The following is a 25,380-nucleotide window of genomic DNA, read 5'->3' on the forward strand; positions in this document are numbered from 1 at the left end:
CTAGCGCTTTCCCGATAAGCGCAAGCAGCTATTAATTTAATAGTAAAAGGATAGACCATGACCACGCCGGAACAATCGCAGCTGGGCAAAACATCGGCGTATGCCGATCAATACGACGCCTCGCTGCTGTTTCCCATCCCGCGCGCGGGCAAGCGCGCCGAGATCGGCATTGCGGGCGCAGCACCCTTTTTTGGGGCCGACCTGTGGACGGCTTTCGAGCTGTCGTGGCTGAACTTGCGCGGCAAGCCGCAGGTGGCGCTGGCGCACATCACCGTGCCCTGCGAAACACCCAACATTGTCGAGAGCAAGTCCTTCAAGCTTTACCTCAACAGCTTCAACAACACGCGCTTTGCCGATGCGGCTGAAGTGCAGGCACGCATCCGCACCGACATCAGCGAAGCCGTGTGGCGCGGTGCCGACCGCGCCGCCACCGTGGGCGTGAAACTGCTGCTGCCCGAACTGTTTGACCGCGAGCCCGTGCACGAACTCGATGGCCTGAGTCTGGACCGGCTGGACGTGGAATGCACGCGCTACCAGCCCGCACCCGAATTGCTGACCGCGGCCTCTGGCGAAGCGCCCGTGTCCGAGGTTCTGACCAGCAACCTGCTCAAGAGCAATTGCCTGGTGACCGGCCAGCCCGACTGGGGCAGCGTGCAGATTGCCTACAGCGGCCCGCAGATCGACCAGGAGGGGTTGCTGCAATACATCGTGAGCTTTCGCAACCACAACGAATTCCACGAGCAGTGCGTGGAGCGCATCTTCATGGACATCTGGACCCGCTGCCAGCCCATCAAGCTCACGGTATATGCCCGCTACACGCGCCGGGGCGGGCTGGACATCAACCCCTGGCGCACCAGCCACCCGCAGGCGATGCCGAAGAACGTGCGTACCGCGCGGCAGTGAGGGTGGGTTGCGCTGTCAGGAACGGCGCAGATCGAGCCAGTCGCAGCGCAGCTTGTGGCGCCGGTGCGCGCTACCGCGCCAGGTGACATAGAGGCTGGGGAACAGCATGCCCACACAACACAGGGGTGCGCCCCACCACTGGTCAAACAGGTAGGTGGGAAACCAACCCACCCAACCCATGAGCCAGAAGGTCAGGACCGCATCCCACAAGTGGTATTCCAAGGGGTGGTCGGCCTTGTGATCCACATGCCATTGCTTGATGCGTTGCAGTTCTTCGAGGGTCATTGGAATCTCCCGGCGCGACGGGGACTCCAACGTAAGTCTGACGTAAGTTTTCGTCAAGATGCCGGTGTGCCACCCGGCACACCGTATCGGGATGACACCACCCTCAACGCACGCGGAACACTTCCAGCGTGCGGCCCAGCACGGCCGCGCTGTCGCTCATGACGCGCGAGGAGGCAGCCGATTGCTCCGCCAGCGCAGCGTTTTGCTGCGTGTCGCGGTCCAGCAGGGTGACGGCCTCGTTGACCTGGGAGATGCCTTCGGACTGCTCGCGCGCCGCCACGCCCATCTGGCCCATGAGGGAGTTGACGTGCGCGACCGACTGCACCACCTGGTCGATGGTCTGGCTGGCCGACTGCATCAGCCCGGCACCGCGTTCGATGTTGGTGGCCGAATCGTTGATCAGCCCCTGGATTTCCTTGGCCGCCTCGGACGAGCGCTGCGCCAGGCTGCGCACCTCGCCTGCCACCACGGCAAAGCCACGGCCCTGCTCGCCTGCGCGTGCGGCCTCAACGGCCGCATTGAGCGCCAGGATGTTGGTCTGGAAGGCGATGCCCTCGATGGTGGAGATGATCTGCCCCATCTTGCGCGAAGACTGCTCGATGGCACTGACCACTTGGCTGACCTGGGCCACCGCCTGCCCGCCCTGGGTCGCCAGCTCGGAACTGTGGCGGCTCTCACGCACCACTTTTTGTGCGGCCTCGTTGGAGTTTTCCACCGTGGCGGAGATCTGCTCCATGGCGGCGGCCGATTCTTCCAGGCTGCTGGCCTGCGACTCGGCCCGGCCCGACAGATCCTGTGCGCTCTGGGCGATTTCCGCCGAGATGCCGCTGAAGCGCTCCATTTCCTCCATCGCGTCGCCCACCACGGCCCGGATGTTGAGTTGCAACCGCTGCACGCGCGCCATGACCTTGCCCAGCACATGGGTCATGGGCAGCTCGGGCTCGCGGTGCGTGAGGTCGCCAGCGGCCATGCCGTTGAGCAGGCGGCGCAGGCTGCGGATGGGCAGGGTCATGCCCACGTGGTAGCGCGCCAGCACCAGGCCCGCCGTCACCAGCCAGGCCAGGGTGTGCAGGGCCAGGGCCATGCCATCGTTCCAGCCCATCCAGCCTGGCACCAGCGACACCAGCATGAGCGGCAGCAGCATGGCCGCCAGGCGCAGCGTGGGGCCCGTGCGGTAGCGCTTGCGCAGATGGTCCCGCATGCTGGTGCTGCGCACGCCACCGGCATGGATGCGGATGGTCTGGCGCCCGGACTCGCGCTCCTGCTTGACGCGTGCATACAAGGCCTCTGCCGCCTGAACCTGCTCGCGCGTGGGCTTGGTGCGCACCGACATGTACCCCACCGGTTTGCCCTGGCGCATGATGGGGGTGACGTGGGCCTGCACCCAGTAGAAGTCGCCGTCCTTGCGCCGGTTCTTCACAAAACCCGTCCAGCTGCGCCCGCGGCCTATGGTGGACCACATGTCCTTGTAGGCCTCGGGCGGCATGTCCGGGTGGCGGATCAGGTTGTGCGGCTGGCCCATGAGTTCTTCCATGGTGAAGCCACTCACACGGGCAAAGGGCGCGTTGCAGTGCGTCAACACCCCTTTGGTGTCGGTGGTGGACATCAGCAGCTCGTCGGCCGGAAAGTCGTATTCGTTGTTGGTGACGGGAAGGTTGACGCGCATAGGTAAGTCCTGCCGAAAGGTTCCGCACGGAAACGGTGCAAACCATTGTGCCGTGGTTTGCTGACACAAAAATTTACGTGATTTCCCTGATGGTCAGAAAAGCCCCAGCGTCTCTCCCTGCGCCGGGCCGGGGGAGTGCGCAGCGGCAGGGTGCAAAGCCGCCTCGACCACCGGCACCAGCGAGGCCACACGCACACCCAGCAGGCGCAGGCGCTGTTGCAGCGGCACGCGCTTGAGGCACTGGCCCGCCACGCGGCGCAGCATGGCGGCGTCCTGCGTGGCCTGGGCAATGGTCTGGTCGCGCGTGGCGCCGCGAAAGTCCGCATAGCGCAGCTTGATGCCGATGGTGCGGCCCGCATAGCCCTTGCGCTGCAGGTCCTGCGCCACCTGCTCGCACAAGGCCGTGAAGATGCGGCCCAGCTCGGCGCGGTCGTGCACGGCGTGCAGGTCGCGCTCGAAGGTGGTTTCGCGGCTGATGCTCACGGGCTCGCTTTCAGTCACCAACGGGCGCTCGTCGCGCCCCCAGGCGGCATCGTGCAGCCAGGCCCCCGTGGCCTTGCCAAAGTGCTGCACCAGCCAGGCGCGCGATCGCGCGGCCAGCTCGCCGATGGTGTGGATGCCGTGGGCCGCCAGCTTGGCATCGGCCTTGGGGCCAATGCCGTTGATCTTGCGGCAGGCCAGCGGCCAGACCAGCGGTTGCAGGTCGCCCTCGTGCACGATGGAAATGCCCTTGGGCTTGTGAAATTCGCTTGCCATCTTGGCCAGCAGCTTGTTGGGCGCCACGCCAATGGAGCAGGTCAGACCCGTGGCATCAAAAATGGCTTTTTGGATCAGCCGCGCCAGCACGCGCCCGCCCTCGCGTTGGCCGCCAGGCACATCGGTGAAGTCGATATACACCTCGTCCACCCCCCGGTCTTGCATCACCGGGGCGATCTCGGTGATAGCGCTTTTGAACATGCGCGAATACTTGCGCACCTCTTCAAAATCCACCGGCAACACAATGGCCTGGGGGCACAGCTTGGCCGCCTTCATCATGCCCATGGCCGAGCCCACACCAAACTGCCGCGCGGCATAGGTGGCGGTGGTGATCACGCCCCGGCCCACGTAGTCCTTGAGCAGCGGGAAATCGGCCACGGGAATAAAGCACGGCTCGCGCGCACCCGAGCCATCGGGGCTTTGCAGCAGCAGATCGTCCACCGTGCGCCGCCGGCCGCCAATCACCACGGGCAGGCCCTTGAGCTGCGGATAGCGCAGCAACTCCACAGACGCAAAGAAAGCGTCCATGTCCAGGTGCGCAATGCGGCGCAGTGGTGCGGGGCGGTCAGCGTCTGGGGCAGAAAAAGCAGGAGCGGCTTCGGTCACAGCCGCTATTTTGCGCGGTGCCCTCAGCATCCGCTGGGTTCAGGCTTTCGCTAGCGCCGCCTTGCGAATCCCCTGCAACGTCCCCGTGGGCGTGATGGCCTCGGGGTCGATCAGGCAGTGCAGCACGCTGGGCAGGCCGCTGGCGCGTGCGCGGGCCAGGGCGGGGGCAAATTCTTCGGTGGTGGTCACGCGCTCGCCGTGGCCGCCAAAAGCCTGGGCGTAGGCCTGGAAGTCGGGGTTTTTCAGGGCCGTGGCGCTGATGCGACCGGGGTATTCGCGCTCCTGGTGCATGCGGATAGTGCCGTACATGGCGTTGTCGAGCAGCACCACGATGACGGGCAGGCCGTATTGCACGGCGGTGGCGAATTCCTGTCCGTGCATCAGAAAGTCGCCGTCGCCTGCAAACACCACCACTTCACGTTGTGGCCACAGGCGCTTGGCACCCACGGCCGCAGGCAGGCCGTAGCCCATGGACCCGCTGGTGGGCGCCAGCTGGCTGGCATAGCTGTTGAAAGGCCAGAAGCGGTGCACCCAGGTGGCGAAGTTGCCGGCGCCGTTGCAAAAGATGGTGTCGGCTGGCAATGCGGCGCGCAGGTGCTGCATCACCTCGCCCATTTGCAGCGCGCCAGGGATGCGGATGGGCGCCGGGTCGCTCCACGCCAGGTATTCGGCGTGCGCAGCCTCGGTGTGGGCTTTCCATGGCACGTTCGCCTGGGGGCGCACGGCATTCAACGCGGCAGCAAAGGCCTGCGGCGTAGCATGAATGGCCTGCGCGGGGCGATAAAGCTTGCCCAGCTCGTCGGCATCGGCGTGCACATGCACCAAGGGTTGCGCGGGTGTGGGGATGTCGAACAGCTCGTAGCCCTGCGAAGGCACTTCGGACAAACGCCCACCCACCACCAGCACCAGGTCGGACGCCTTGATGCGTGCCAACAGCTTGGGGTTCACGCCCAGCCCGAGGTCGCCGCCGTAGCAGGCGTGCGTGGCCGGGAACAGCATTTGCCGGCGAAACGAGCAATACACCGGAATGGACCACGCCTGGGCAAACGCCGTGAACGCTTGCACTGCCTGCGCAGACCAACGGCTGCCGCCCACAATCGCCACGGGCTGCTGTGCCGCCTGCAAGCGTTGCTGCAACTCGGCCATCTGCGCCGCACCGGGGTGTGTTTCGGTGACCTGGTAAGGCAAGGCATCGGCCACCGTGGCGGCTTGCACCAGCATGTCTTCGGGCAGCGCCACCACCACGGGGCCGGGGCGCCCCGAGGTGGCGACATGGAAGGCGCGCGAGACCAGCTCGGGCATGCGCGCCGGGTCGTCGATCTGCACCACCCACTTGGCCATGGTGCCGAACACGGCGCCGTAGTCGAGCTCCTGAAACGCCTCGCGCCCCATGGCGCCCCGCGCCACCTGGCCCACGAACAGGATGAGCGCAGTGGAGTCCTGGTGCGCGATGTGGATGCCCGCGGCCGCATTGGTGGCGCCCGGCCCGCGCGTCACAAAGCAGATACCGGGCTGGCCCGTGAGCTTGCCCTGCGCCTCGGCCATCATGGCCGCGCCGCCCTCCTGGCGGCACACGGTGACGGCGATGTGGGCATCGTGCAGCGCATCGAGCACGGCCAGGTAGCTTTCGCCGGGCACGCAAAACAGCTGCTGCACGCCGTGGATAAGGAGCTGATCGACCAGGATCTGGCCGCCGGTGCGGGAGGTTGTCATGGGCAGGGCTGAAAAAGGGAACTCAGAAGGTGTGAATGAAACCGGCGTGGCCGAGCAGGCCGCAAAAACGCGGCCGATCGAGGCGCAAAGCGCAGCCATAGCTCGGGCCATGGCGAGCATTTACAACGACGAGGGGGTGCGTTTTGGCGGGATGAGCGGGCATGGTGGGTTCGTTCACACCTTCTCAGGCGAGCGGGTAGGTGCCCGGCAGCAAAATGCCCCGGTCCACCGTGTTGATGTTGGTGTGGCCGCAGAACGCCATGGTGATGTCCAGCTCTTTCTGGATGATCTGCAGCGCCCGGGTCACGCCCGCCTCGCCATAGGCACCCAGGCCATACAAGAAACTGCGGCCAATCAGCGTGCCGCGCGCGCCCAGGGCGCGGGCCTTGAGCACGTCCTGGCCGCTGCGGATGCCGCCGTCCATCCACACTTCAATGTCCTTGCCCACCGCCTCGGCGATGGCGGGCAGTGCGGCAATGGACGAGGGCGCGCCATCGAGCTGGCGGCCGCCGTGGTTGCTGACGATGAGCGCATCGGCGCCGCTGTTGACCGCCAGGCGCGCGTCTTCGGCGTCCATGATGCCCTTCAGGATCAGCTTGCCGCCCCAGCGCTTTTTGATCCACTCCACATCGCCCCAGTTGAGCTGCGGGTCAAACTGCTCGGCCGTCCACGATGCCAGCGACGACATGTCGCCCACGCCCTTGGCATGGCCCACGATGTTGCCAAACGTGCGGCGTTTGGTGCCCAGCATGCCCAGGCACCAGTGCGGCTTGGTCGCCAGGTTGATGAGGTTGGCCAGCGTGGGCTTGGGTGGCGATGACAGGCCATTTTTGATGTCCTTGTGGCGCTGGCCCAGGATCTGCAAATCCAGCGTGAGCTGCAGCGCCGAGCAGCCAGCGGCCTTGGCACGGTCGATCAGGCGCTCGATGTAGTCGCGGTCGCGCATCACATACAGCTGAAACCAGAAGCCGGGGCCGGCGTGCTGGGCCACGTCTTCGATAGAGCAGATGCTCATGGTCGACAGCGTGAACGGAATGCCAAACGCCTTGGCCGCACGCGCGCCCAGAATTTCGCCATCGGCATGCTGCATGCCCGTCAGGCCCGTGGGCGCAATGGCCACCGGCATGGCCACGTCCTGGCCGACCATGGTGGTGCGGGTGCTGCGGCCCTCCATGTTCACGGCCACACGCTGGCGCAGCTTGATGCCCTGAAAATCGGCGGTATTGGAGCGGTAGGTGCCCTCGGTGTACGAGCCCGAATCGGCATAGTCATAGAACATGCGTGGCACACGGCGCTTGGCAACCACACGCAGGTCTTCGATGCAGGTAACTGTGGACAGATTGGGCACTTGGGCACTCCGGGTAACAAAGGGTTTGACTGCGCATGGTAGGTGGCTGCGCACGGCGGGGCCATCAAAATTATTTGCGCGGCCTTGCAACAAATTTCGCGCCCAACCACCAACGGCACGGGGCCCCAGCAAAAAACACAAGCAAAAACCGACTCCAGCCCTTATGCATCAAGCGCTAGCAGCTATTATTTCAGGAGTTTTCTACTGCCTGAACATCGCCTTGCGTCACCAGCACGGGCTGGGCATCGGCCCCCGCGTACAGGCGAAACTGCCGCCGTCCCGCGGTTTTGGCGGCATACATGGCCGCATCGGCGTGGCGTGACAGCTCATCGAAGTTCTCGCCATGCTGGGGGAACAGGGCAATGCCGCCACTCAACCCCACCGACAGCACCTGGTCATTGATCACATACGCCGGGCTGCAGGCCGCCATGATCTTGGTGGCCACATGGCAGGCCTGCTCTGCGGTGTCGATGCTTGGCAGCATCACCACAAACTCGTCGCCCCCCTGGCGGCACGCCGTGTCGGACACGCGCACGGCGCCCGTGAGGCGCTTGGCCAGTTGCACCAGCAGCTTGTCGCCCATGTCGTGGCCCAGCGTGTCGTTGATTTGCTTGAAGCCGTCGAGATCGATGTACATCACGGCCACTGACTTCTTGTCGCGCCGCGCATGGGCCAGCGCCTGGCGGGCCCGGTCTTGCAACAGCACACGGTTGGGCAGATCGGTCAGTACGTCGTATTGCGCCAGGTGCGCCATGCGTTCGGCCATGGCCACGCTTTCGGTCACATCGCGCAGCACGGCCACGGCGCCGGTGATGTGGCCATGGCGGTCGGTGATGGGGCTGGCCGTTTCCTCCACATCAAAGCGCTGGCCACTGGTACGGTGCAGCAGCACGCCGCGCGTGGGCTCCACGGCTTTTTTCTGCGCAAGGGCCTGGCGCAGCGGGCTGGTCTGGGGCGCCTGTCCGTCCGGGGTGACCAGGCGCATCACCTCGTCCACATTGCGGCCCGCGGCGTCAAACCCCTGCCAGCCGGTCAGGCGCTGCGCCACGGGGTTCAGGTAGGTGACCAGGCCCTGCGCATCGGTGCAGACCACGGCATCGCCAATCGACTTGAGTGTCAGGCGCATGCGCTCCTTTTCCTCGAACAGCGCTTCTTCCATGCGCTTGCGCTCGGTGATGTCGGTCACCTGCACAAAAATGCCTCGCACCTCGTCGCCATCCATATCGGGCACATAAGAGGCGATGGCGTAGCGCTCCGTGCCCGCGGGGTCCACGATGGTGCGCTCGAAAATCTGTGCATGCCCCTGCAGCGCGTGCCCCAGGTAAGGCAGGGTCTTCTGGTAAAGCTCTTCACCCAGCAACTCGCGGATATGCTTGCCGCGCATTTCGTCGGGCGCCTTGCCAAACCATTCCACATAGGCGTGGTTGGCAAAGCGGTTGTGCAGGTCGCGATCTCAGTAACCAATCATGGACGGCAGGTTGTTCAGGATGGTGCGCAGGTCGTGCTCTGCCTGCTGCAGCTGGGCGCCCACCTCCTGGCGGCGGCCCAACTCGCGCGCAAAAAGCACCGCCAGCCCCACGCAGGCGGCCATCAGCACCAGGGCAAAGCTGCCTGAAAGCCAGGCGCTGCGGTACCAGCCGGCCAAAATGGAATCGACCGACTGGGCCACGTTCACCATCAGGGGGTAGTCGCCCACATGCCGGAAGGCGTAAAGCCGCTCTACCTTGTCAAGCGCCGCACGGCCCGTGAAGGTGCCGCTGCGGGCCGCCTGCATATTGCGCATGGTGGGCGTGCCCGCCAGGCTGCGGCCCAGCACGTCCTCGCTGAAGGGAAACCGCGTGACAAGAACGCCATCGGCCCGGAACAGGTTCAGGGCGCCGCCAGCGCCCAGGTTCAGCTCTTCAAACAAACCCTGAAAATGCGCCAGCCGGATGGTGCCCACCACCACCCCGGCCAGCTGGCCTTGGGAATCATAGAAAGCGCGGCTCACGGGCAAGCTGAGCAGGCCGCTCAGGCGCGCACGCACCGGCGCGCCCACATACAGGCCCGTGTGGGCACCGCTCTCAAACACCTTGAAGTAATCGCGATCGGCAAAGTTGGCTTTGCGGGGCACCGCGTGTTCGGAATCCATCACCACATTGCCAGCCGGGTCCAGCACCAAAATGGAGCCGACGCCTTGCACGCGCAGCGAGTTGTCGAACAGTGCAAGGTTGCGCATGGCCAACGGCAGGGCCATCACGCGCGGGTCGGTCATGCCCTCCACCACCCCCTGCAGTGACTGGTCAAACGCCTCCATCGTGCGGGCGATGCTGCGGTCGAGCGCGCGCACCAGGTTGGTGTTGGTGCGCTCGGCGTTGTTCCATGCCTCTTCGCGCAGCGTCCAGATGCTGCGGGCAAAAAGCCCGCCAATGCCCAAGGACAGCAGCAGGGCCAGCAAGATCAGACGGGAAGTGGCAGGTAGGCGCACAAACAGCGATGGAACTAGATTTTTACAATCGTAAGCACTGGCTTGGTGCAGACCCGACACCCGGCACAAGGCGCGCTGCGCTGGCCCAGCTTACCGCCCGGGTGCGGCGCCGGGCAGCACCCCGGCCCCTCGCACCTCAATGCGCACCTCGTCCAGCACGGTGCCCGCTGCATCAGTGATTTGTATCACATGGCGCCCTGGCCACGGCAGCCACGCCACCTGCGGCCCACGCCCCAGCGGCTTGCCGTCCATGCGCCAATAAAGGCCCTGCCCGCTGGCCCGCAGGTGCAGGCGCTGGCGCGTGGGTGGAATATCGGGGTCGAGCGCCACCACGGTGCCGGGCGCGGGCGCGGTGATGCGGGCGCCCGTGGTGATGACTGTGGCTGCCGTGGCTGCTGAGGCCGTTGTGGCGCTGCCCACGGATGATTTTTGGTCTTTTTGGCCTCTAGCCCTTTCTGTATAAGCGCCATAAGCTACTGAATCAATAGCAAACAAAGCCTGTTGCGTGCCCGGCACAAACCATTCTTGGCGCGCGGCCTCCAGCGGCGGGCTGCCAGCGGGTGCCAGCGGTGCCGGGCCAAACCGTACAGGCGCCCTCACCAGCCCCACCGGTGGCCGGGGCGCCGGGCCCGGCTCGCGTGCGTGCAAAAAGCCCATCATCGCGGCCCAGATGGGCGCCGCGCCGCTGGTGCCGCTCACATCGTGCATGGCCGCGCCGCTGGCGTTGCCCACCCACACGCCCACGGTGTAGCGCTGCGACCAGCCCACGGCCCAGTTGTCGCGCATGTCCTTGCTGGTGCCGGTTTTCACGGCGCTCCAAAAGCGCGTGGCCAGCACGCTGTCGGTGCCAAAGGTGCGGGCGCGCGCATTGCCGTCCGACAGGATGTCGCCCACGATGAAAGCCGCCCGCGCATCCAGTGCGGCGGTGAACAGCGGCTTGGCATCGGCCGCCACCGCCACCGCGCTGGCACGCCCGCCGTTGGCCAGTGTGCGAAAGGCATTGGTCAGGTGCAGCAGCGGCACCTCGGGGCTGCCCAGCGCCAGGCTGTAGCCAAAATAATCACCGCTTTCGCGCAGCGGCAGGCCTACGGCAGCCAGCTGGCGATGAAACGCATCGGGCGTGACCATGACCAGCGCGCGCACTGCCGGCACGTTGAGCGAGGCCGCCAGCGCCGTGCGCACCGACACCCAGCCCTTGAACTGCCGGTCGTAGTTCTGCGGGATATACAGGCCGCTGGCCGTGGTGATTTGCGCAGGCGAGTCATGCACCAGCGAGGCCGCCGTGAGCCGCTGCTCTGCAATCGCCTGGGCATACAAAAATGGCTTGAGCGTGGAGCCCGGCTGGCGCAGCGCCAGCACGCCATCGACCTCACTGGCCTGGCTCAGCGCCCCCGAAGACCCCACCCAGGCCAGCACCGCGCCCGTGGCGTTGTCCAGCACCAGCACGGCGCCGTCTTCGACATTGCGGCCACGCAGCTCGCGCAGGTGCTGCTGCAGGCTCTGCACGGCAAAGCGCTGCAGCGGCGCGCGCAGCGTGCTGGGCACGCGCTCGGGGGGCACCGCCCCGTCCTTGAACCGCTGGCGCAGCAGATGGCGGGCAAAGTGCGGCGCCACGCCTTCGCTGGCATCGAACGCACGGCGCTGCAGCGCGGCGGTGGTGAAGAATTCGAGCGCATCGCAATCAACCGGCAACCCCGCCGCCGGTGCTGCCCCCTTGGCACGCCGCTGCAACGGGCTGGTGCTGACGCTGGCTTGCATGTCGCGCAGCACGCCACAAGCCCGCTGCGCCACCAGCGCGGGCCGAGCATTGGGCGCGCGCACCAGCGCCGCCGCCACAGCCGCCTCGCGGTCGTCCAGCCCGTGGGCGGCCTTGCCAAACAGCGTGCGGCTCAGCGCATCAATGCCCACCAGCTCGCTGCGAAACGGTACGAGGTTGAGGTAGGCCTCCAAAATCTGGTCCTTGCGCCAGCGGCGGTCCAGCACCTGCGCGGCCACCGTTTGCCCCAGCTTTTGCACCACGGTGCGGCCGCCGGGGCCCTGGCGCCAGTCCCCGTCGAGCAAACCCGCCAGCTGCATGGTGATGGTGCTGGCCCCGCGCGTGCGCTGGTTCCACAGGTTGCCCCAGGCAGCGGCCGAGGCGGCGCGCCAGTCCACGCCGCTGTGTTCAAAAAAACGCTGGTCCTCGCTGAGCACCAGGGCCTGACGCAGGGCCGGCGACACGTCCTGCAGCGCCACCCACTGCCCGCGCCGCACCGTGGCGTCCACGCGCATGCGCTGCAGCACCTCGCCCTCGCGCGAGAGGATCAGGGTGTCGGAGGGCTTGAAGTCGCGCCGCACTTCGTCAAAAGCAGGAATAGCGCTTGCTGGAAAAGCGCAAGCAGCTATCAAAATAGAAGCAATCAGATGCTTCAACGCGGCCTCCTGTCTTTCAGGCTGCGGCAGGGGCCGCGCAAGAGGTTGGCAATATTCCAGATGTCACCGTGGGCCTGGAAGGCGTCGGTATTTTTCATAAGGCTCGTGGGAAATAACTGCGCACCATATAAAAGACGGTTTTAGCCTCTTAGCCATGAACTACGCAGTGACAAACAGCTAGCAAAAATATAGCGAATTGTTAACGGATTGCCACGCCGCCCAGCACAGGAAACGCAGCCCCCCTCAACCCACTTCTACTTGCCAGCTTCCACCTTCACCCGCGCATTGGGCGCTTCACCAAACATCTCCGGCGCATACAGCGCCTCCACGCGGCTGGGGGGCAGCGCAAAGTCACCTGCATTGTTCAGGCGCACGGTGTACTCCATCTTGACCGTCCCCTTGGGCAAAAACTCGTAGTAGCTGCGGAACGACTCGAAGCTGCGTTCCTCGAACGCTGGCCATCCGCTGCCGCTTCGTTTCTCGCCCTGCGTGGCGATCTCGGAATCGCGGCCCAGGCCACTGCCCAGGATGGTCGCGCCGCCCGGGATGGGGTCGGTGATGGCCACCCAGGTCATGTCGGCGCTGGCGTTCACCTCCAGCGTCACGCGCAGCACATCGCCGCGCGTGTACTGGCCCACGGGCAACGACTTGTTGGCCTGTTCCACCGGGCTGACGGTCTTCCTGATGGCATAGCCCGCCGCAAACGGGGCCTTGAGCTCTATGGCCGCCACCGACTGCAGCGTGAGCCAGGGCTTGCCCGGACCCTGGTGCGCCACCGCCAGGTTCTCCTTGCCACCGGCTTTGCCCCAGGCCAGGAACATGTCGTTGTTCTTGAGGTTGCCAGGTGATGCGGGGGCTCCGAACCAGGTGGTCTGGTGCGCGGCGCCCGTGGCGTCATTGGTCTTCACGCGCTCGACCTTGCTCCAGTCCACGGCGCCAGTGTTGCCGCCCATGGCGGCGCGGGTGGTCCCCGCCACCGGCGTGGCTTCGAACCTGGCGCTGAATTTTTCCAGTGCCAGAGCGCCCCACAGGTTGGCCGTGGTGGTGTGCCAGGCACCCGCTTGCTGGCGGCTGATGAAGCCGTTGGCCAAGCGGCCCATGTCGTCTTTCCAGGCCGGGTCGTCCATCACGGCCAGCATCAGGCGCGCGGTGTTCACGTCGCCGTTTTGCATCAGCCACCACCAGTAATCCTGTTGCTCGGTGCTGAAGATGAGCTTGGTGCCCTGGTACGAGAGGCGTGCGCGCAGGATCTGCATGGCCTCTTGCAAGCGCTGGTCGCGCTGGGGCACGTCGGCCACGCGTTTGAGCACATTCACCCAGTCGATCACGGTGTGCGTGGGCCACTGGTTGGGCGCAATGGTGATGCTGCTCACCATGCGGCCCTGCGCCTTGCCGTAGCGAGACAACGCCTCGATGGCCGCGAGCTTGCGCATGTCGAGGTCTTTGCGCGGGCTCCAGAAGTTGCGCTCGATGCGGCCCTCGACAAACGCGATCAGGCCACGTTCCATGGGTGCGCGGGCTTCGTCGGGCAGCGCAAACGCGGGGTTGATGCTGGCTGCCTCATGCGCGGTGGCCAGCAGATAGGCGGTGAGCGTGTCGCTGCCCCGGTTGCTGTCGCCATCACGCGGCGGGAAGTAGCTGGCCAGACCATCGCTGTCGAGGTAGGTGGGCAGTTGCGCCACCACGGTTTGCCACAGCGCGCCGTCGCGCAGGCCCACGGCCTTGCTGGTCTTTTGCTCCAGGCAGGCAAAGGGGTAGCGCGCCCACCAGTCGCGCACGCCGGGCAGGCCTTCGGCCAGCTTGGGCTGCAGCGACATCTTCAGGCCGCCCCGGCCCGGCAAGGCGTCGGCGGGCGGATTCACATCCAGGTTGAAGCTGCCCTCCACCTGCACCAGAGTGGCCTGCTGCACCGTGAGCGGCACGGCCGGGATCAGCTTCTGGCTGACCTTGAGGGCGTCGCGCGCGCCGCTGACCTGGTCTTTGGCTTCGATCTCCCACAGGATGGCCTGGGCGCGGGTCTGCGCCAGTTGCGCGGGTGCCGTCACGCTCCACGCCACCTCGCGCGCCTCTCCGGGCGGGATATCGATGCTTTGCGGCTTCAAATCGAGCAGCGTGGCGCGCGGTGCCACCTCCACCTTCATCGCCGCCTTGGTGGTGTTGCGCAGCGTGATCTGGGCACGGAACTGGTCGTCCTCGCGCACCAGCGGCGGCAGGCCGCTGATGATCTGCAGGTCTTGCGTGGCGCGGATGCTCGTGCTGCCCATGCCGAACAGGCCGGTGGATGCATCGGCCACCGCCACGATCTTGAAGGTAGTCAATGCATCGTTCAACGGCACCGTCACCTTGGCCTGGCCGTTGGCATCGAGCTGGATCGCGGGCTGCCACAGCAACAAGGTGTCGAGCAGCTCGCGCGTCTGCGCCCTGCCCCCGCCGCCGCCTGCGGGCACGGCCTTTTTGCCATAGTGGCGGCGGCCGATGATCTCCATCTGTGCGGTGGAGGTTTCTACGCCCCAGCTGCGCCGCTGCAGCATGGCTTCGAGCAGGTTCCAGCTGGTGTTGGGCATCAGCTCCAGCAGGGCCTGGTCCACGGCGGCCAGCGCCACCTCAGCGTGGGCGGCGGGCTTGCCCCCGGGCAGCGTGGCCGTGATGGTGACCTGCGCCTTGCCGCGCACGGCGTAGGTTTCTTTGTCGGCCGTCACTTTCACGTCGATCTGGTGGGCCTGCGTGCCCACGCGGATCTCGGCCAGGCCGACGCGGAACGCGGGCTTGGACAAATCCACCAGCGCCGTGGGCGCCTGGTATTCCTTGCCCTCGTACCAGAACGACGTCCACCATTCGCGCGGTGCCTTGAAGCCCCAGGTGAAGAAGCTGTACCACGGCACCTCGCGCAGGCGGCCGCGCAGGGCCAGCACGCTCACGTACACGTTGGGCCCCCAGTCGGGCTGCACTTTCAGGCTCACCGTGGGGTCCTGGCCGTTGAGCTGCACCACCTGCGTGTCGATGATGCCCTCGCGCTCCACCGCCACCAGGGCCGTGGCAAAGCGAAACGGCATGCGCACCTGGAACCTGGCGGTCTCGCCAGGCTGGTAGCTCTTTTTCTCGGGCAGCAGGTCGATGCGGTCGTGGTCTTCACCGCCAAACCACAGCTCGCCCTGGCGCGTCACCCACACCGAAGCGGCCGACTCGCTGGTGTTGCCCACCGGGTCGGTGGCCGTTGCCACCAGTTCCACCTCGCCCGCTTCATCGAGGCGGGCCTCGCACAGCAGCAGGCCGCGGCTGTCGCTCTTGCCGGTGCATACGGTGCCCAGGTCCTTGGTTTCGGTCTGGTTGTCGTAGCTGTAAAAGCCGCCCACCATGCGCTTGCGCGTGGTGGTGGTGATGCGCGCAATGGCCTGCACCTGAAGGCTGGTGTCGGGCGCGGCCTTGCCATCGTGCTGCAGCGCCAGCGCCTGGAAGCGGATTTTCTGGCGGGCCGACACCCAGCCCTCGGTCTTGATGCCGGCCACCACAGCGGCGGGCCACAGCGTCTGGGTGCTGCGGATCGTCTGCACTTCGCCATTGGGGTCGGCGTAGGTGGCTTCGAGCAGCAGCTCCTGCGGCTGGCGCGCCTGGGGCACGTTGTCGATGGTGAGCTTGCCCGCGCCGCTGCGGTCCAGCGTGAGCGGCAGCTTGTCGGCAATCACGCGCGCATCCTGGCTGGCCGTGGCTTCCTCGTCATCACTGCGGGCATTGGCGTGCTCGCGCTTGCGCGGGGGGCTGAAGCTGAAAGCCTCGTAGTCGCTGTAGTGCAGCGCCTTGCCGCGCACCAGGGCCGATACGCGCACCGGCAGGTTGGCCGCGCCGCCCCCGGCCACGTAGCTGATCTGCACATCGGCGGGCACCGAGCGCACATGCACCAGTGCTTTCTTGTCGCTGGGCGTGATGCGGCCCTGCAGCACGGGCAGGCGGAACTCCTCCACCCGAAACTCGCCCGAGCCGTAGCCACCTTCGGTGATGGCATCGTTGCGCAGCTCCACCTGGTACACCCCCAGCTTGGCCGCTGGCGGCACGGCAAAGCTGCTCTGGGCGCTCAGGCCGCCCGTGGCAGTGTTGCGCCATGCCAGTGGCTGGGTGAACTGCTGGCCGCTGCCCACATGGGTGATGACCAGCAGGTCGGGTCGGTCCGAGGGCAGCGCAAAGCCCTGGCGCGTTTCAGCGCGCAGCAGATGCTTCATCGACACCGTTTCGCCCGCACGCAGCAGCGTGCGGTCAAAAATGGTGTGGGCGCGCTCGTCGGGGCGTGCCTCGGTACTGGTGGGCACGTTAAAGCGCCAGGGCTCGATACCGCGCTGCCAGTCGCTCCAGGTAAAGGCCATGTCCTCTACCCCATCGGTGCCTGTTTGGCGCGCGCTCACAAAATAGGCGCTGCCGCCTTCGCCATAGTCACCCCCGTCGCTGCAGCGGCTGGGGTCGGACGACAGGCCTTCGATGCGGGCAATGCCCTGCGCGTCGGTCAAGGCGTTGGCCAGTTCGTTGCCCTTGCAGTCAGACACCCGCACCGTGGCGCCCTGCACCGGCTGGCCCTTGTCCAGCGTGGTGACCCAGGCCAGGGCGTTTTCGCGGCCCAGCTTGAAATGCACACCCAGGTTGGTGACCAGGGCCGAAGTGCGCACAAACATCGTGCGGGCGTTGCCATGGCGTTCATCGAGCAGCGAGGCGCCCAGCTTTTGCGAGGCAATCTCCACCACATGAAAGCCGGGCGTGAGCGGAATACCCACCACCTCGAACGGGCGCGGGTCGTCGCGGGCGGGCTGGGGCAAATCCAGCGTCTTGACCCCGCCCTTGCCGGCCAGCAGCGACAGCATGCGCGACTGCACGTAGTCCTTGTCGATGTCTTTGTCCAGCACCGGGGGGAGCGGGCCGGTGATGTCCTTGCGCGCCTCTTTGCGGTCCACCACATGGCTGTTGTAGCGGTGCACCTTTTTGAACCAGGCAATGATGTCGGCATCGGTGCGGGGCTTGAGGGTGCTGACCTTGCCTGCGGGGCCCTTGGGGTTGGCCGTGCCCGGCTGCAGCGCCTGCACACGCAGGGCTGCCTCGACATTGCGCAGCGTCACGGGCAGCAGCGCGGGGGGCTTGTCGGCGGCCGGGCCTTCGGCAAAGCGCTCCACCACGCCAAACGGCGCCGCCGCAAACTTGGCCAGCGGCGGCATGCCGCCCGTGGCCACCTTCAGCGGAAAGTTGTCGGCGTTGCGCAGCGTGCGGCCCGAGGCGTCCTTGAAATTCTTGGGCAGCTCCAGCGTGAAGGCCGCGTTTTCGGCCAGGGGTGCGGCAAACTGCACGCTGTTCACCAGGGCATCGGCCTGCGGGCCTTCGGCGCCACCGTCCAGGCGCGGCTGCAGGGTTTCGGTGGGCGATTTCAGGCGGATGGCGGCTGCCAGCTTGCGCGGCACGGGCGCGTTGAAGGCCAGTTGCAGCGGCCGGATCGGCAGGCAGGCGGCCTGGGCGTTCTCGCGCTCGCAACTGAACTCGGCGGCAAAAGGCTGGCGCACCTTGTAGTCAAAGCGCTTTTCCACCGCGTTGGGCACGCCACTGGGCGTGGCCACGCCTTTGCCAAACACCAGCTGCAGGCGCGAGCCCGAGGTGAGGCGCCGGTTGCAGGCCAGCGAAACAAATTGCAGCGGATCCTTGAGCGCGCGCTGCTCCAGCCCCAGCGATTTCAGCATTTCGCTGCGCTGGTCGCCCTCGATCAGCCGCACCGGCACGCGCTCGCCCACCCCTTCCACGGCGCACCACACGTTGGCCTGCACGCTGGCCAGCGTGGCCGGTCCGTTCAGTTGCAGCACAAAAAACTGTTCTTCGTCGATCTCTTCGTAGGTGCCGGGCCGCACGCTCCGGACAAACGGGCCACCACTATTAAATTGATAGCCAATTGCGCCCGTCAATAAAGCGCCAGAGGCCGATTTGAACCCTGATTTTGCAGTGGCGGTGCAGCGCACACCGGGCGGCAGGTCGTTGTCAAAGTCGAAGACCCATTCGCGCTCGCTGGTCCAGCGGCCCGTGCCCTGGGTGGCGGCGGCATCGCTGCAACTGAGGTTCAGGGGGGCCGGCGCCTTGGGGTCGCCAAAGCGGACGGCCGCCGCGTCGAACTTGGCCACCATCTGGCGCACGCGCGCCACCTCGCCCTGCGGCGAAAAGTGGGAGATCTGCAGGGCGTGCGCGCCCCACGCCATCAGCGCCAGGCTGGCAGCCACCATCCATTTTTTTGCGTTCACGCGTTCCCCTCCGAAGGTAGGGGCAAGGGTAACAAAACGGCACGACAGACCATGTGGCGTTGCATGCGCTTACGTGTTGCCCGCGCGGCCCGCCGGTGGTGGCGTTTCGATAAACGGCGACGACGGATCCATGGGGCGGCGTCCTACGCCACATGGCTTTGCGCGGCACAAAGATAAGCGCCTGTCCAGAACCCCTTGTCCAGCACCCCCACAGGAGCACCCATGGCACGAACCCCCACCCCGCGCAGCGCGGCCACCCGATCGCCCGTTGCCAAACCGTCTTCCACCCAGGCCGACAGCCACCGCGGCAACGCAGGCGAGTTGCAGCAGCAAGCCAAGGGCACCCACCCGGTGCTGACCACGCAGCTGGGCATCCCGGTCGCCGACAACCAGAACTCGCTGCGCTCTGCGCCCCGCGGCCCCACGCTGCTCGAAGACTTCATCCTGCGCGAGAAGATCACGCACTTTGACCACGAACGCATCCCCGAGCGCATCGTGCATGCGCGCGGCTCGGCGGCGCACGGTTTTTTTGAACTCACGCATTCGCTCAAGCAATACACCACCGCCAAGGTGTTGACCGAACTGGGCGTGCAGACGCCCGTGTTCACGCGCTTTTCCACCGTGGCCGGTGGCGCGGGCTCGGTGGACACGCCGCGCGATGTGCGCGGCTTTGCCGTCAAGTTCTACACACCCGAAGGCAACTGGGACCTGGTGGGCAACAACATCCCGGTGTTCTTCATCCAGGACGCGATGAAGTTCCCCGATCTGGTGCACGCCGTGAAAATGGAGCCCGACCGGGGCTTTCCGCAAGCCGCCAGCGCACACGACACGTTCTGGGATTTCGTCTCGCTGATGCCCGAAACCCTGCACACGGTGATGTGGGCCATGAGCGATCGCACCCTGCCGCGCAGCCTGCGCATGATGGAAGGCTTTGGCGTGCACAGCTTTCGCCTGCTGAACGCGGCGGGCGAAAGCACGTTTGTGAAGTTCCACTGGCGCCCCAAGCTGGGCATCCAGTCCACCGTGTGGGACGAGGCCGTCAAGCTGCAATCGGCCGACAACGACTTTCACCGGCGCGACCTGTTCGAGTCCATCGAGGCGGGCGACTTCCCCGAGTGGGAGCTGTCGGTGCAGCTCTTTACCGATGAGGATGCGCAAGACTTTCCGTTCGACCACCTCGACCCCACCAAGCTCATCCCCGAAGAGCTGATCCCGCTGCAACCTGTTGGCCGCATGGTGCTCAACCGCTGGCCCGACAACTTCTTTGCCGAGACCGAGCAGGTGGCCTTCTGCCCCGCCAACGTGCCGCCGGGCATCGACTTCAGCAACGACCCCTTGCTGCAAGGCCGCCTGTTTTCGTACCTGGACACGCAGCTTTCACGCCTGGGCGGGCCCAACTTTGCGCAGATCCCGATCAACGCGCCCAAGTGCCCGTTCCACCACATGCAGCGCGATGGCCACATGCAGATGCAGGTGCCCAAAGGCCGCGTCAACTACGAGCCCAGCAGTTTGCAGGCCGACACGCCGCGCGCATCACAGGCCCAGGGCTTCCGGCACTTTGCCCAGGCCGACGATGGCGTGAAGGGCCGCGTGCGTGCCGAGAGTTTTGCAGACCACTACAGCCAGGCGCGCATGTTCTACCGCAGCCAGAGCCCGCTGGAACAGGCGCACATGGCATCGGCCACGGTGTTCGAGTTGTCCAAGGTGGGCACGCCCCATGTGCGCGAAGCCGTGGTGGGCCACCTGCAGCATGTGGACCCCGAACTCGCCCAGCGCGTGGCCGACGGCCTGGGCATGCAGGCCCTGCCGCCTGCGCCGCCGACGGTGGAGCCTGTGCAAGACCTGCCGCTGTCGCCCGCGCTGCGCATCATCGACCGCATGAAACCCACGCTGCAGGGGCGTTGTGTGGGCATTCTGGTGGCCGATGGGTCCAACGGCACCTCGGTGGCCAACCTTCGCAAGGCGCTGGAAAAGGCCGGCGCCAGCGTGAAGATCGTGGCGCCCAAGGTGGGCGGTGCGGTGCTGAAAGACGGCACCCTGCTGCCCGCCGACGGCCAGCTGGCTGGCACGCCTTCGGTGGTGTTTGACGCCGTGGCCTCGGTGCTGTCGCCCGACATGGGCGCCGTGCTGGCCAAGGAGGCCGCTGCCGTGGACTGGTTCCGCGATGCCTTTGGTCACCTCAAGGCCATTGCCGCCTGCAAGGGCACACAGGCCATCCTGCAGGCCGGTGGCATCGAGCCCGATGCGGGCGTGCTGGACCCGGCCGATGTGCAAGGTTTCATCGCCGCCGCCCAGACCCGCCAATGGGACCGCGAGCCCAAGTTGCGCACGCTGGCGTAAGCAAGCTGCAACCGTTCAACACCTCACCACAGCAACCCAAGGAGATCCCATGTCCAAAGCACGCTATGACAGCCAGCAACTCAACGATCTGGTCATCCAGATGATGGAAACCGAGCTCGGTGGCGAGCAGGTGTACCGCACCGCCATCGCCTGCGCCATCAACCCCGACCTGAAAAAAGAGTGGGAAGAGTATCTGGAGGAGACGCTCACCCACCAGAAGGTGGTACGCGGTTTGTGCGACACGCTGGGCTTGAGCCCCGACACGCAGACGCCCACACGCCAGGTGGTCAAGCACATCGGCGAATCGTTGGTGAAGGCCATGCAGATGGCCAAAAAGGGCGCGGACCCGGCGGCGGCCCAGCTCGTGGCTGCCGAATGCGTGGTGCACGCCGAAACCAAGGACCACGCCAACTGGGAGCTACTGGGCAAGGTGGCCGAAGTGGCCACCGGCGACCTGGGCAAGGCCCTGAAAGCCGCGCACGAAGCAGTCGAAAAGCAGGAAGACCACCACCTGTACCACACCAAGGGCTGGAGCCGCGAGCTCGCCATCGAGGCGCTGGGCATGCCCGCCGTGCTGCCGCCGCCCGAAGAAGTGAAAAAGGTGGAAACCGCCATTGGCGCGTCGCGCGCCGAGCAGCAGCGCGAAGCCATGCTGTGACGCCAGAGCACATGTCCGCTGTTGTGCACGCCGGTATGCCCGCTGCCATGGCGGCGGGCATACGCTATAACAATAATAGCTGCTAGCGCTTATCCATCAAGCGCTAGCAGCTATTTTTACGTGAATTTTCGAACCTCGGGCTGCCCCCCGCCCTGGCAGGCTTACTGCGGCACAAACCCGCTGGTCTTGATGATGCGGCGCCAGGCGTCGGTGTAGGCGTGTTCGCGCGTGGCCAGTTGCTGCGGCGTCATGAAACCCACCGTGAGGCCCATGGCAGTGAGCTGGTCGCGCACCCGGGGCTCGCCCACCACCGTGGCTAGCGCCACGGCAAACTGGTTGATGAACTTCTGCGGTGTGCCGGCCGGGGCATAAAAGCCGTAGTACGGCAGGTCTGCAAACCCCTTGAGACCCAGCTCGTCGAAGGTAGGCACCTGGGGCATGGCCGCCTGGCGCTTGCTGCCCATCACCGCCACCACGCGCAGCTTGCCCGCCTTGTGGTTTTCCATGAAGTCCTGCACCGAGCCCACGCCCGCGCCGATCTGGTTGCCCAGCATGTCGGCCATCATGGGCGCCGCGCCGCGGTAGGGTGCCGACACCAGATCGAGGTGGAACCTCTCGCCCACCAGCTTCACCAGAAACTCCGGTGTGGACGCCGGCGCCGGAATGCCCACGGCGCCCTTGCCACCGCCCTGGGTGCGCACCCACTGCACGTATTCCTCGAAGCTCTTGGCGGGCGTACCGCCCGACACGGCAAAGGCGTTCACAAAAGTGGCAAAGCCGGCCACGGGCACGAAGTCATGGTCGGGCTGGTAGCCGGGGTTCTTCACCACCAGCGGCAGGATGGAGATGGTGTGGTCGTGCGTGAGAAACACCGTGGTGCCGTCGGCCGGCGATGCCTTGAGCACCTGCGCGGCAATCTGTCCGCCAGCGCCGGGCCGGTTGTCCACCACCACCGGCACGCCCAGGGCGTCCGCAAGGCGCTCGGACAGCGTGCGCGCAATCGCATCCGTGCCGCCACCGGGCGGAAAACCCACCAGGATGCGCAGGGGTTTGGGCTGGGCCATGGCGACAGACACGGCCAGGCCGGCCACCAGAACGGCCAGGCCGCGCAGGGCGCGCGAAACAACGGTGCGGCGCAAAGACATATCCAACTCCTCAAAGGAACAACCGGGTGGGGAACACAGGAACAAGGCAGAACGAACGCGGCCACCAGACCACTCATCGGCATATCGGGTGGCGGTGTGGCCACCGGCAGCACGAGCTGCGTTGCGCCGCACGGTCCGCACGCATCAGGGATACCAAATGCTACTAAAAACAGAGCTGCTAGCGCAATACCATCAATCGCCAGAGCCCTGTTTCACTTAAAACCGCGTCACACCGCCAGCCGTGCCTGATGGCGTGCAATCTGCGCACGCACCTGCGCGGGCGCCGTGCCGCCCAGCGTGTTGCGCGCGTTGAGCGAGCCGCGCAGGCTAAGGCACTCGTACACGTCTTTTTCGATCTGCGGGTGAAAGCCCTGCAGCACCGCCAGCGGCAGCTCCGACAGGTCACACGCATGCGTGGTGGCGGCTTTCACGGCATGGGCCACGGTTTCGTGCGCGTCACGGAAGGGCAGACCCTTTTTGACCAGGTAATCGGCCAGGTCGGTGGCGGTGGCGTAGCCCTTCTTGGCCGCGTCTTCCATGGCCTGCGCGTTGACGGTGATGCCGCCTTCCTTCTTGCCCGTGGCGGGGTTCAGCTGGCCACCGACCATCTCGGCAAAAATGCGCAGCGTGTCCTTGAGCGTATCGACCGTGTCGAACAGCGGCTCCTTGTCTTCCTGGTTGTCCTTGTTGTAGGCCAGGGGCTGGCCCTTCATCAACGTGATCAGGCCCATCAGGTGGCCGACCACGCGGCCGGTCTTGCCGCGCGCCAGTTCCGGCACGTCGGGGTTCTTCTTCTGCGGCATGATCGAACTGCCGGTGGTGAAGCGGTCGGCGATCTTGATGAAGCCGAAGTTCTGGCTCATCCAGATGATGAGTTCTTCAGAGAGGCGGCTCACGTGCACCATGCACAGGCTGGCGGCCGCCGTGAACTCGATGGCGAAGTCGCGGTCGCTCACGGCGTCCAGGCTGTTCTGGCACACCACGGGGGACCCGTTCGCATCCACCATACCCAGCGTTTTTGCCACGCGCTCGCGGTCCAGCGGGTAGGTGGTGCCGGCCAGCGCTGCTGACCCGAGCGGCAGCACGTTGGTGCGGCGGCGTACGTCGGCCATGCGGTCGGCGTCGCGGGCAAACATTTCCACATAGGCCAGCATGTGGTGACCAAAGCTCACGGGCTGGGCGACTTGCAGGTGGGTAAAGCCGGGCAGGATCACCTCGACGTTCTGCGCCGCCACATCGACCAGCGACACCTGCAGCTCCTTGAGCAGGTCGCCAATCAGGTCAATCTCGCCGCGCAGCCACAGGCGCACATCGGTGGCCACCTGGTCGTTGCGGCTGCGGCCGGTGTGCAGGCGCTTGCCGGCGTCGCCCACCAGCTGGGTCAGGCGCGCCTCGATGTTCAGGTGCACGTCTTCCAGATCCAGCTTCCATTCGAAGCCGCCCGATTCGATCTCGGCCGTGATCTGCGCCATGCCGCGCTGGATGGAGGCGTGGTCGGAGGCAGAGATGATGCCCTGCGCAGCCAGCATGTCGGCGTGCGCCAGGCTGCCCGCAATGTCGGCCTGCCACAGGCGCTTGTCAAAAAACACGCTGGAGGTGTAGCGCTTGACCAGGTCGCTCATGGGCTCGGAAAACAGTGCGGACCATGCCTGCGCCTTGGTGTCGAGCTGGTTGTGGGAGGGGGTCGTGGCTTGGCTGGTGGGCATGGCAGGGCAATAATCGGGTGGAACTGACACCCGGAACACCCGGATGCCTCAATGCAAAACAAGCAAATTTTATCGACCCAGCCCCTGGAGCTGGAAACGGCGCCCGCAAGGCCCCGCCCACGCGCTCCCGTGCAGCGGGCGCTGGTGTTCGATGCCTGCCATGTGGGCGTGGTGCTGCGCGCCGTGCTGTTTGTGGAAATTGTGCTCGGCGTTGGTGCCCTGTATGGCGCCAGCACCCCGCTGGAATGGCTGGCGCGTGTGTCGCTGCTCACCGGCGGCGCCCTGCCCGCCACGCTGGTCTGGCTGATTGCCGCCTGCAGCCTCAAGACCCTGCTGCAGCGCCTGGGCACCAACGGCCAGTTTGCGGCCGGCGTGGTGCTGGGCACCCTGGCGGGGCTGTATGCCTGCGCCATGCTGAGCCTGGTGGGCGTGGCAGAGCAGCCGCCCTGGCTGGCCAGCGCGGCCAGCGGCGCCTTGCTGTCGGCCGCCCTGGTGGCGGCGCTGGTGCTGCGCGCACGCGGGCGCACCCCGGCGGCCACCGCCGCGCGCCTGACCGAGCTGCAGTCGCGCATTCGGCCGCACTTTCTGTTCAACACCCTCAACAGCGCCATTGCCCTGGTGCGCGAAGAGCCTGCCAAGGCCGAATCGCTGCTCGAAGACCTGAGCGACCTGTTCCGCCACGCGCTGGTGGAGCAAGGCGAAGCCGTCACGCTGGCCGAAGAAATCACGCTGGCGCGCCGTTACCTGGCGATTGAAGAAGTGCGCTTTGGCAAGCGCCTGCAGGTGCAGTGGAGCCTGGACCCGCGCACCGACAACGCCCGCCTGCCCCCGCTGCTGCTGCAGCCGCTGGTGGAAAACGCCGTCAAGCACGGCGTGGAGCCCAGCGCACGCGGCGGCAAGCTGCGCGTGCTGACCGAGCTGCGCGGAAGCCGCGTGGTGGTGCGCATCACCAACACCCTGCCCAGCACCGACACCCGCACTGGCGACCTGCCGCGCGGCCACGGCATTGCGCTGGCCAACGTGCGTGCCCGGCTGGCGCTGCTGCATGATGTGCAGGGCGAGTTCAGCGCGGGTGTGCAGGATGGCCTGTACCAGGTGCGCATCACCCTGCCGGCCCCCGC

Annotated in this window: 15 protein-coding genes; 4 read left to right on the forward strand and 11 right to left on the reverse strand. The window is 66.2% G+C overall.

Going from position 1 to position 25,380, the window contains the following annotated elements; all coding sequences use genetic code 11:
* Positions 1-57: 57 nt before the first annotated feature.
* The gene (gene queF / locus DTW89_RS08485; RefSeq protein ID WP_114655625.1) at positions 58-903 is read left to right on the forward strand and encodes an NADPH-dependent 7-cyano-7-deazaguanine reductase QueF; all 846 of its coding nucleotides are present in this window, start codon (positions 58-60) and stop codon (positions 901-903) included.
* A gap of 15 nt (positions 904-918) precedes the next feature.
* On the opposite strand, the gene DTW89_RS08490 is transcribed toward queF, so the two are convergent.
* The 9 genes from DTW89_RS08490 to DTW89_RS08525 all read right to left on the reverse strand — a co-directional run bounded on the left by DTW89_RS08490 (position 919) and on the right by DTW89_RS08525 (position 18,392).
* On the reverse strand, positions 919-1,188 hold the full coding sequence (locus tag DTW89_RS08490; protein WP_114655626.1) for a hypothetical protein: 270 nt from the start codon (positions 1,186-1,188) through the stop codon (positions 919-921).
* A 103-nt stretch (positions 1,189-1,291) separates the two neighbouring features.
* Complete coding sequence (locus DTW89_RS08495) at positions 1,292-2,854, reverse strand: methyl-accepting chemotaxis protein (RefSeq protein ID WP_114655627.1); 1,563 nt, start codon at positions 2,852-2,854, stop codon at positions 1,292-1,294.
* Between the two features lie 93 nt (positions 2,855-2,947).
* Positions 2,948-4,246 (reverse strand): DNA polymerase Y family protein, encoded by a 1,299-nt coding sequence (locus tag DTW89_RS08500; RefSeq protein ID WP_114655628.1) that lies wholly within the window; start codon positions 4,244-4,246, stop codon positions 2,948-2,950.
* A 9-nt stretch (positions 4,247-4,255) separates the two neighbouring features.
* Positions 4,256-5,929: a thiamine pyrophosphate-binding protein gene (locus DTW89_RS08505; protein WP_114655629.1), complete on the reverse strand. Its 1,674-nt coding sequence runs from the start codon at positions 5,927-5,929 to the stop codon at positions 4,256-4,258.
* 184 nt (positions 5,930-6,113) lie between these two features.
* Positions 6,114-7,277, reverse strand: coding sequence for an alpha-hydroxy acid oxidase (locus tag DTW89_RS08510; RefSeq protein ID WP_024814376.1), 1,164 nt, complete (start codon positions 7,275-7,277; stop codon positions 6,114-6,116).
* A gap of 190 nt (positions 7,278-7,467) precedes the next feature.
* Positions 7,468-8,721 carry a diguanylate cyclase domain-containing protein gene (locus DTW89_RS19970; protein WP_330863072.1) on the reverse strand — a complete coding sequence of 418 codons (1,254 nt, stop codon included), beginning with the start codon at positions 8,719-8,721 and terminating at the stop codon, positions 7,468-7,470.
* A 9-nt stretch (positions 8,722-8,730) separates the two neighbouring features.
* The gene (locus DTW89_RS19975; RefSeq protein ID WP_330863066.1) at positions 8,731-9,744 is read right to left on the reverse strand and encodes a cache domain-containing protein; all 1,014 of its coding nucleotides are present in this window, start codon (positions 9,742-9,744) and stop codon (positions 8,731-8,733) included.
* Between the two features lie 90 nt (positions 9,745-9,834).
* Positions 9,835-12,156, reverse strand: coding sequence for a penicillin-binding protein 1C (pbpC, locus tag DTW89_RS08520; RefSeq protein ID WP_114655630.1), 2,322 nt, complete (start codon positions 12,154-12,156; stop codon positions 9,835-9,837).
* Between the two features lie 254 nt (positions 12,157-12,410).
* Complete coding sequence (locus DTW89_RS08525; RefSeq protein WP_114655637.1) at positions 12,411-18,392, reverse strand: alpha-2-macroglobulin family protein; 5,982 nt, start codon at positions 18,390-18,392, stop codon at positions 12,411-12,413.
* Positions 18,393-18,632: 240 nt separating this feature from the next.
* Here DTW89_RS08525 and DTW89_RS08530 point away from each other — a divergent pair, with 240 nt between their 5' ends.
* Positions 18,633-20,750 (forward strand): catalase, encoded by a 2,118-nt coding sequence (locus DTW89_RS08530; RefSeq protein WP_114655631.1) that lies wholly within the window; start codon positions 18,633-18,635, stop codon positions 20,748-20,750.
* Positions 20,751-20,799: 49 nt separating this feature from the next.
* The gene (locus DTW89_RS08535) at positions 20,800-21,408 is read left to right on the forward strand and encodes a hypothetical protein (protein ID WP_114655632.1); all 609 of its coding nucleotides are present in this window, start codon (positions 20,800-20,802) and stop codon (positions 21,406-21,408) included.
* 161 nt (positions 21,409-21,569) lie between these two features.
* On the opposite strand, the gene DTW89_RS08540 is transcribed toward DTW89_RS08535, so the two are convergent.
* Both DTW89_RS08540 and argH read right to left on the reverse strand, forming a co-directional pair.
* Positions 21,570-22,553 carry a Bug family tripartite tricarboxylate transporter substrate binding protein gene (locus DTW89_RS08540; protein ID WP_114655633.1) on the reverse strand — a complete coding sequence of 328 codons (984 nt, stop codon included), beginning with the start codon at positions 22,551-22,553 and terminating at the stop codon, positions 21,570-21,572.
* A 227-nt stretch (positions 22,554-22,780) separates the two neighbouring features.
* Entirely contained in the window at positions 22,781-24,259 is a 1,479-nt protein-coding gene (argH, locus tag DTW89_RS08545; protein ID WP_114655634.1) for an argininosuccinate lyase, read from the reverse strand.
* Positions 24,260-24,310: 51 nt separating this feature from the next.
* Here argH and DTW89_RS08550 point away from each other — a divergent pair.
* Positions 24,311-25,380 (forward strand): sensor histidine kinase (locus DTW89_RS08550; protein WP_114655635.1); only part of this gene is annotated, 1,070 nt, incomplete at its 3' end.

The organism is Acidovorax sp. BoFeN1 (assembly GCF_003345135.1).
Taxonomy (GTDB): domain Bacteria; phylum Pseudomonadota; class Gammaproteobacteria; order Burkholderiales; family Burkholderiaceae_C; genus Acidovorax; species Acidovorax defluvii.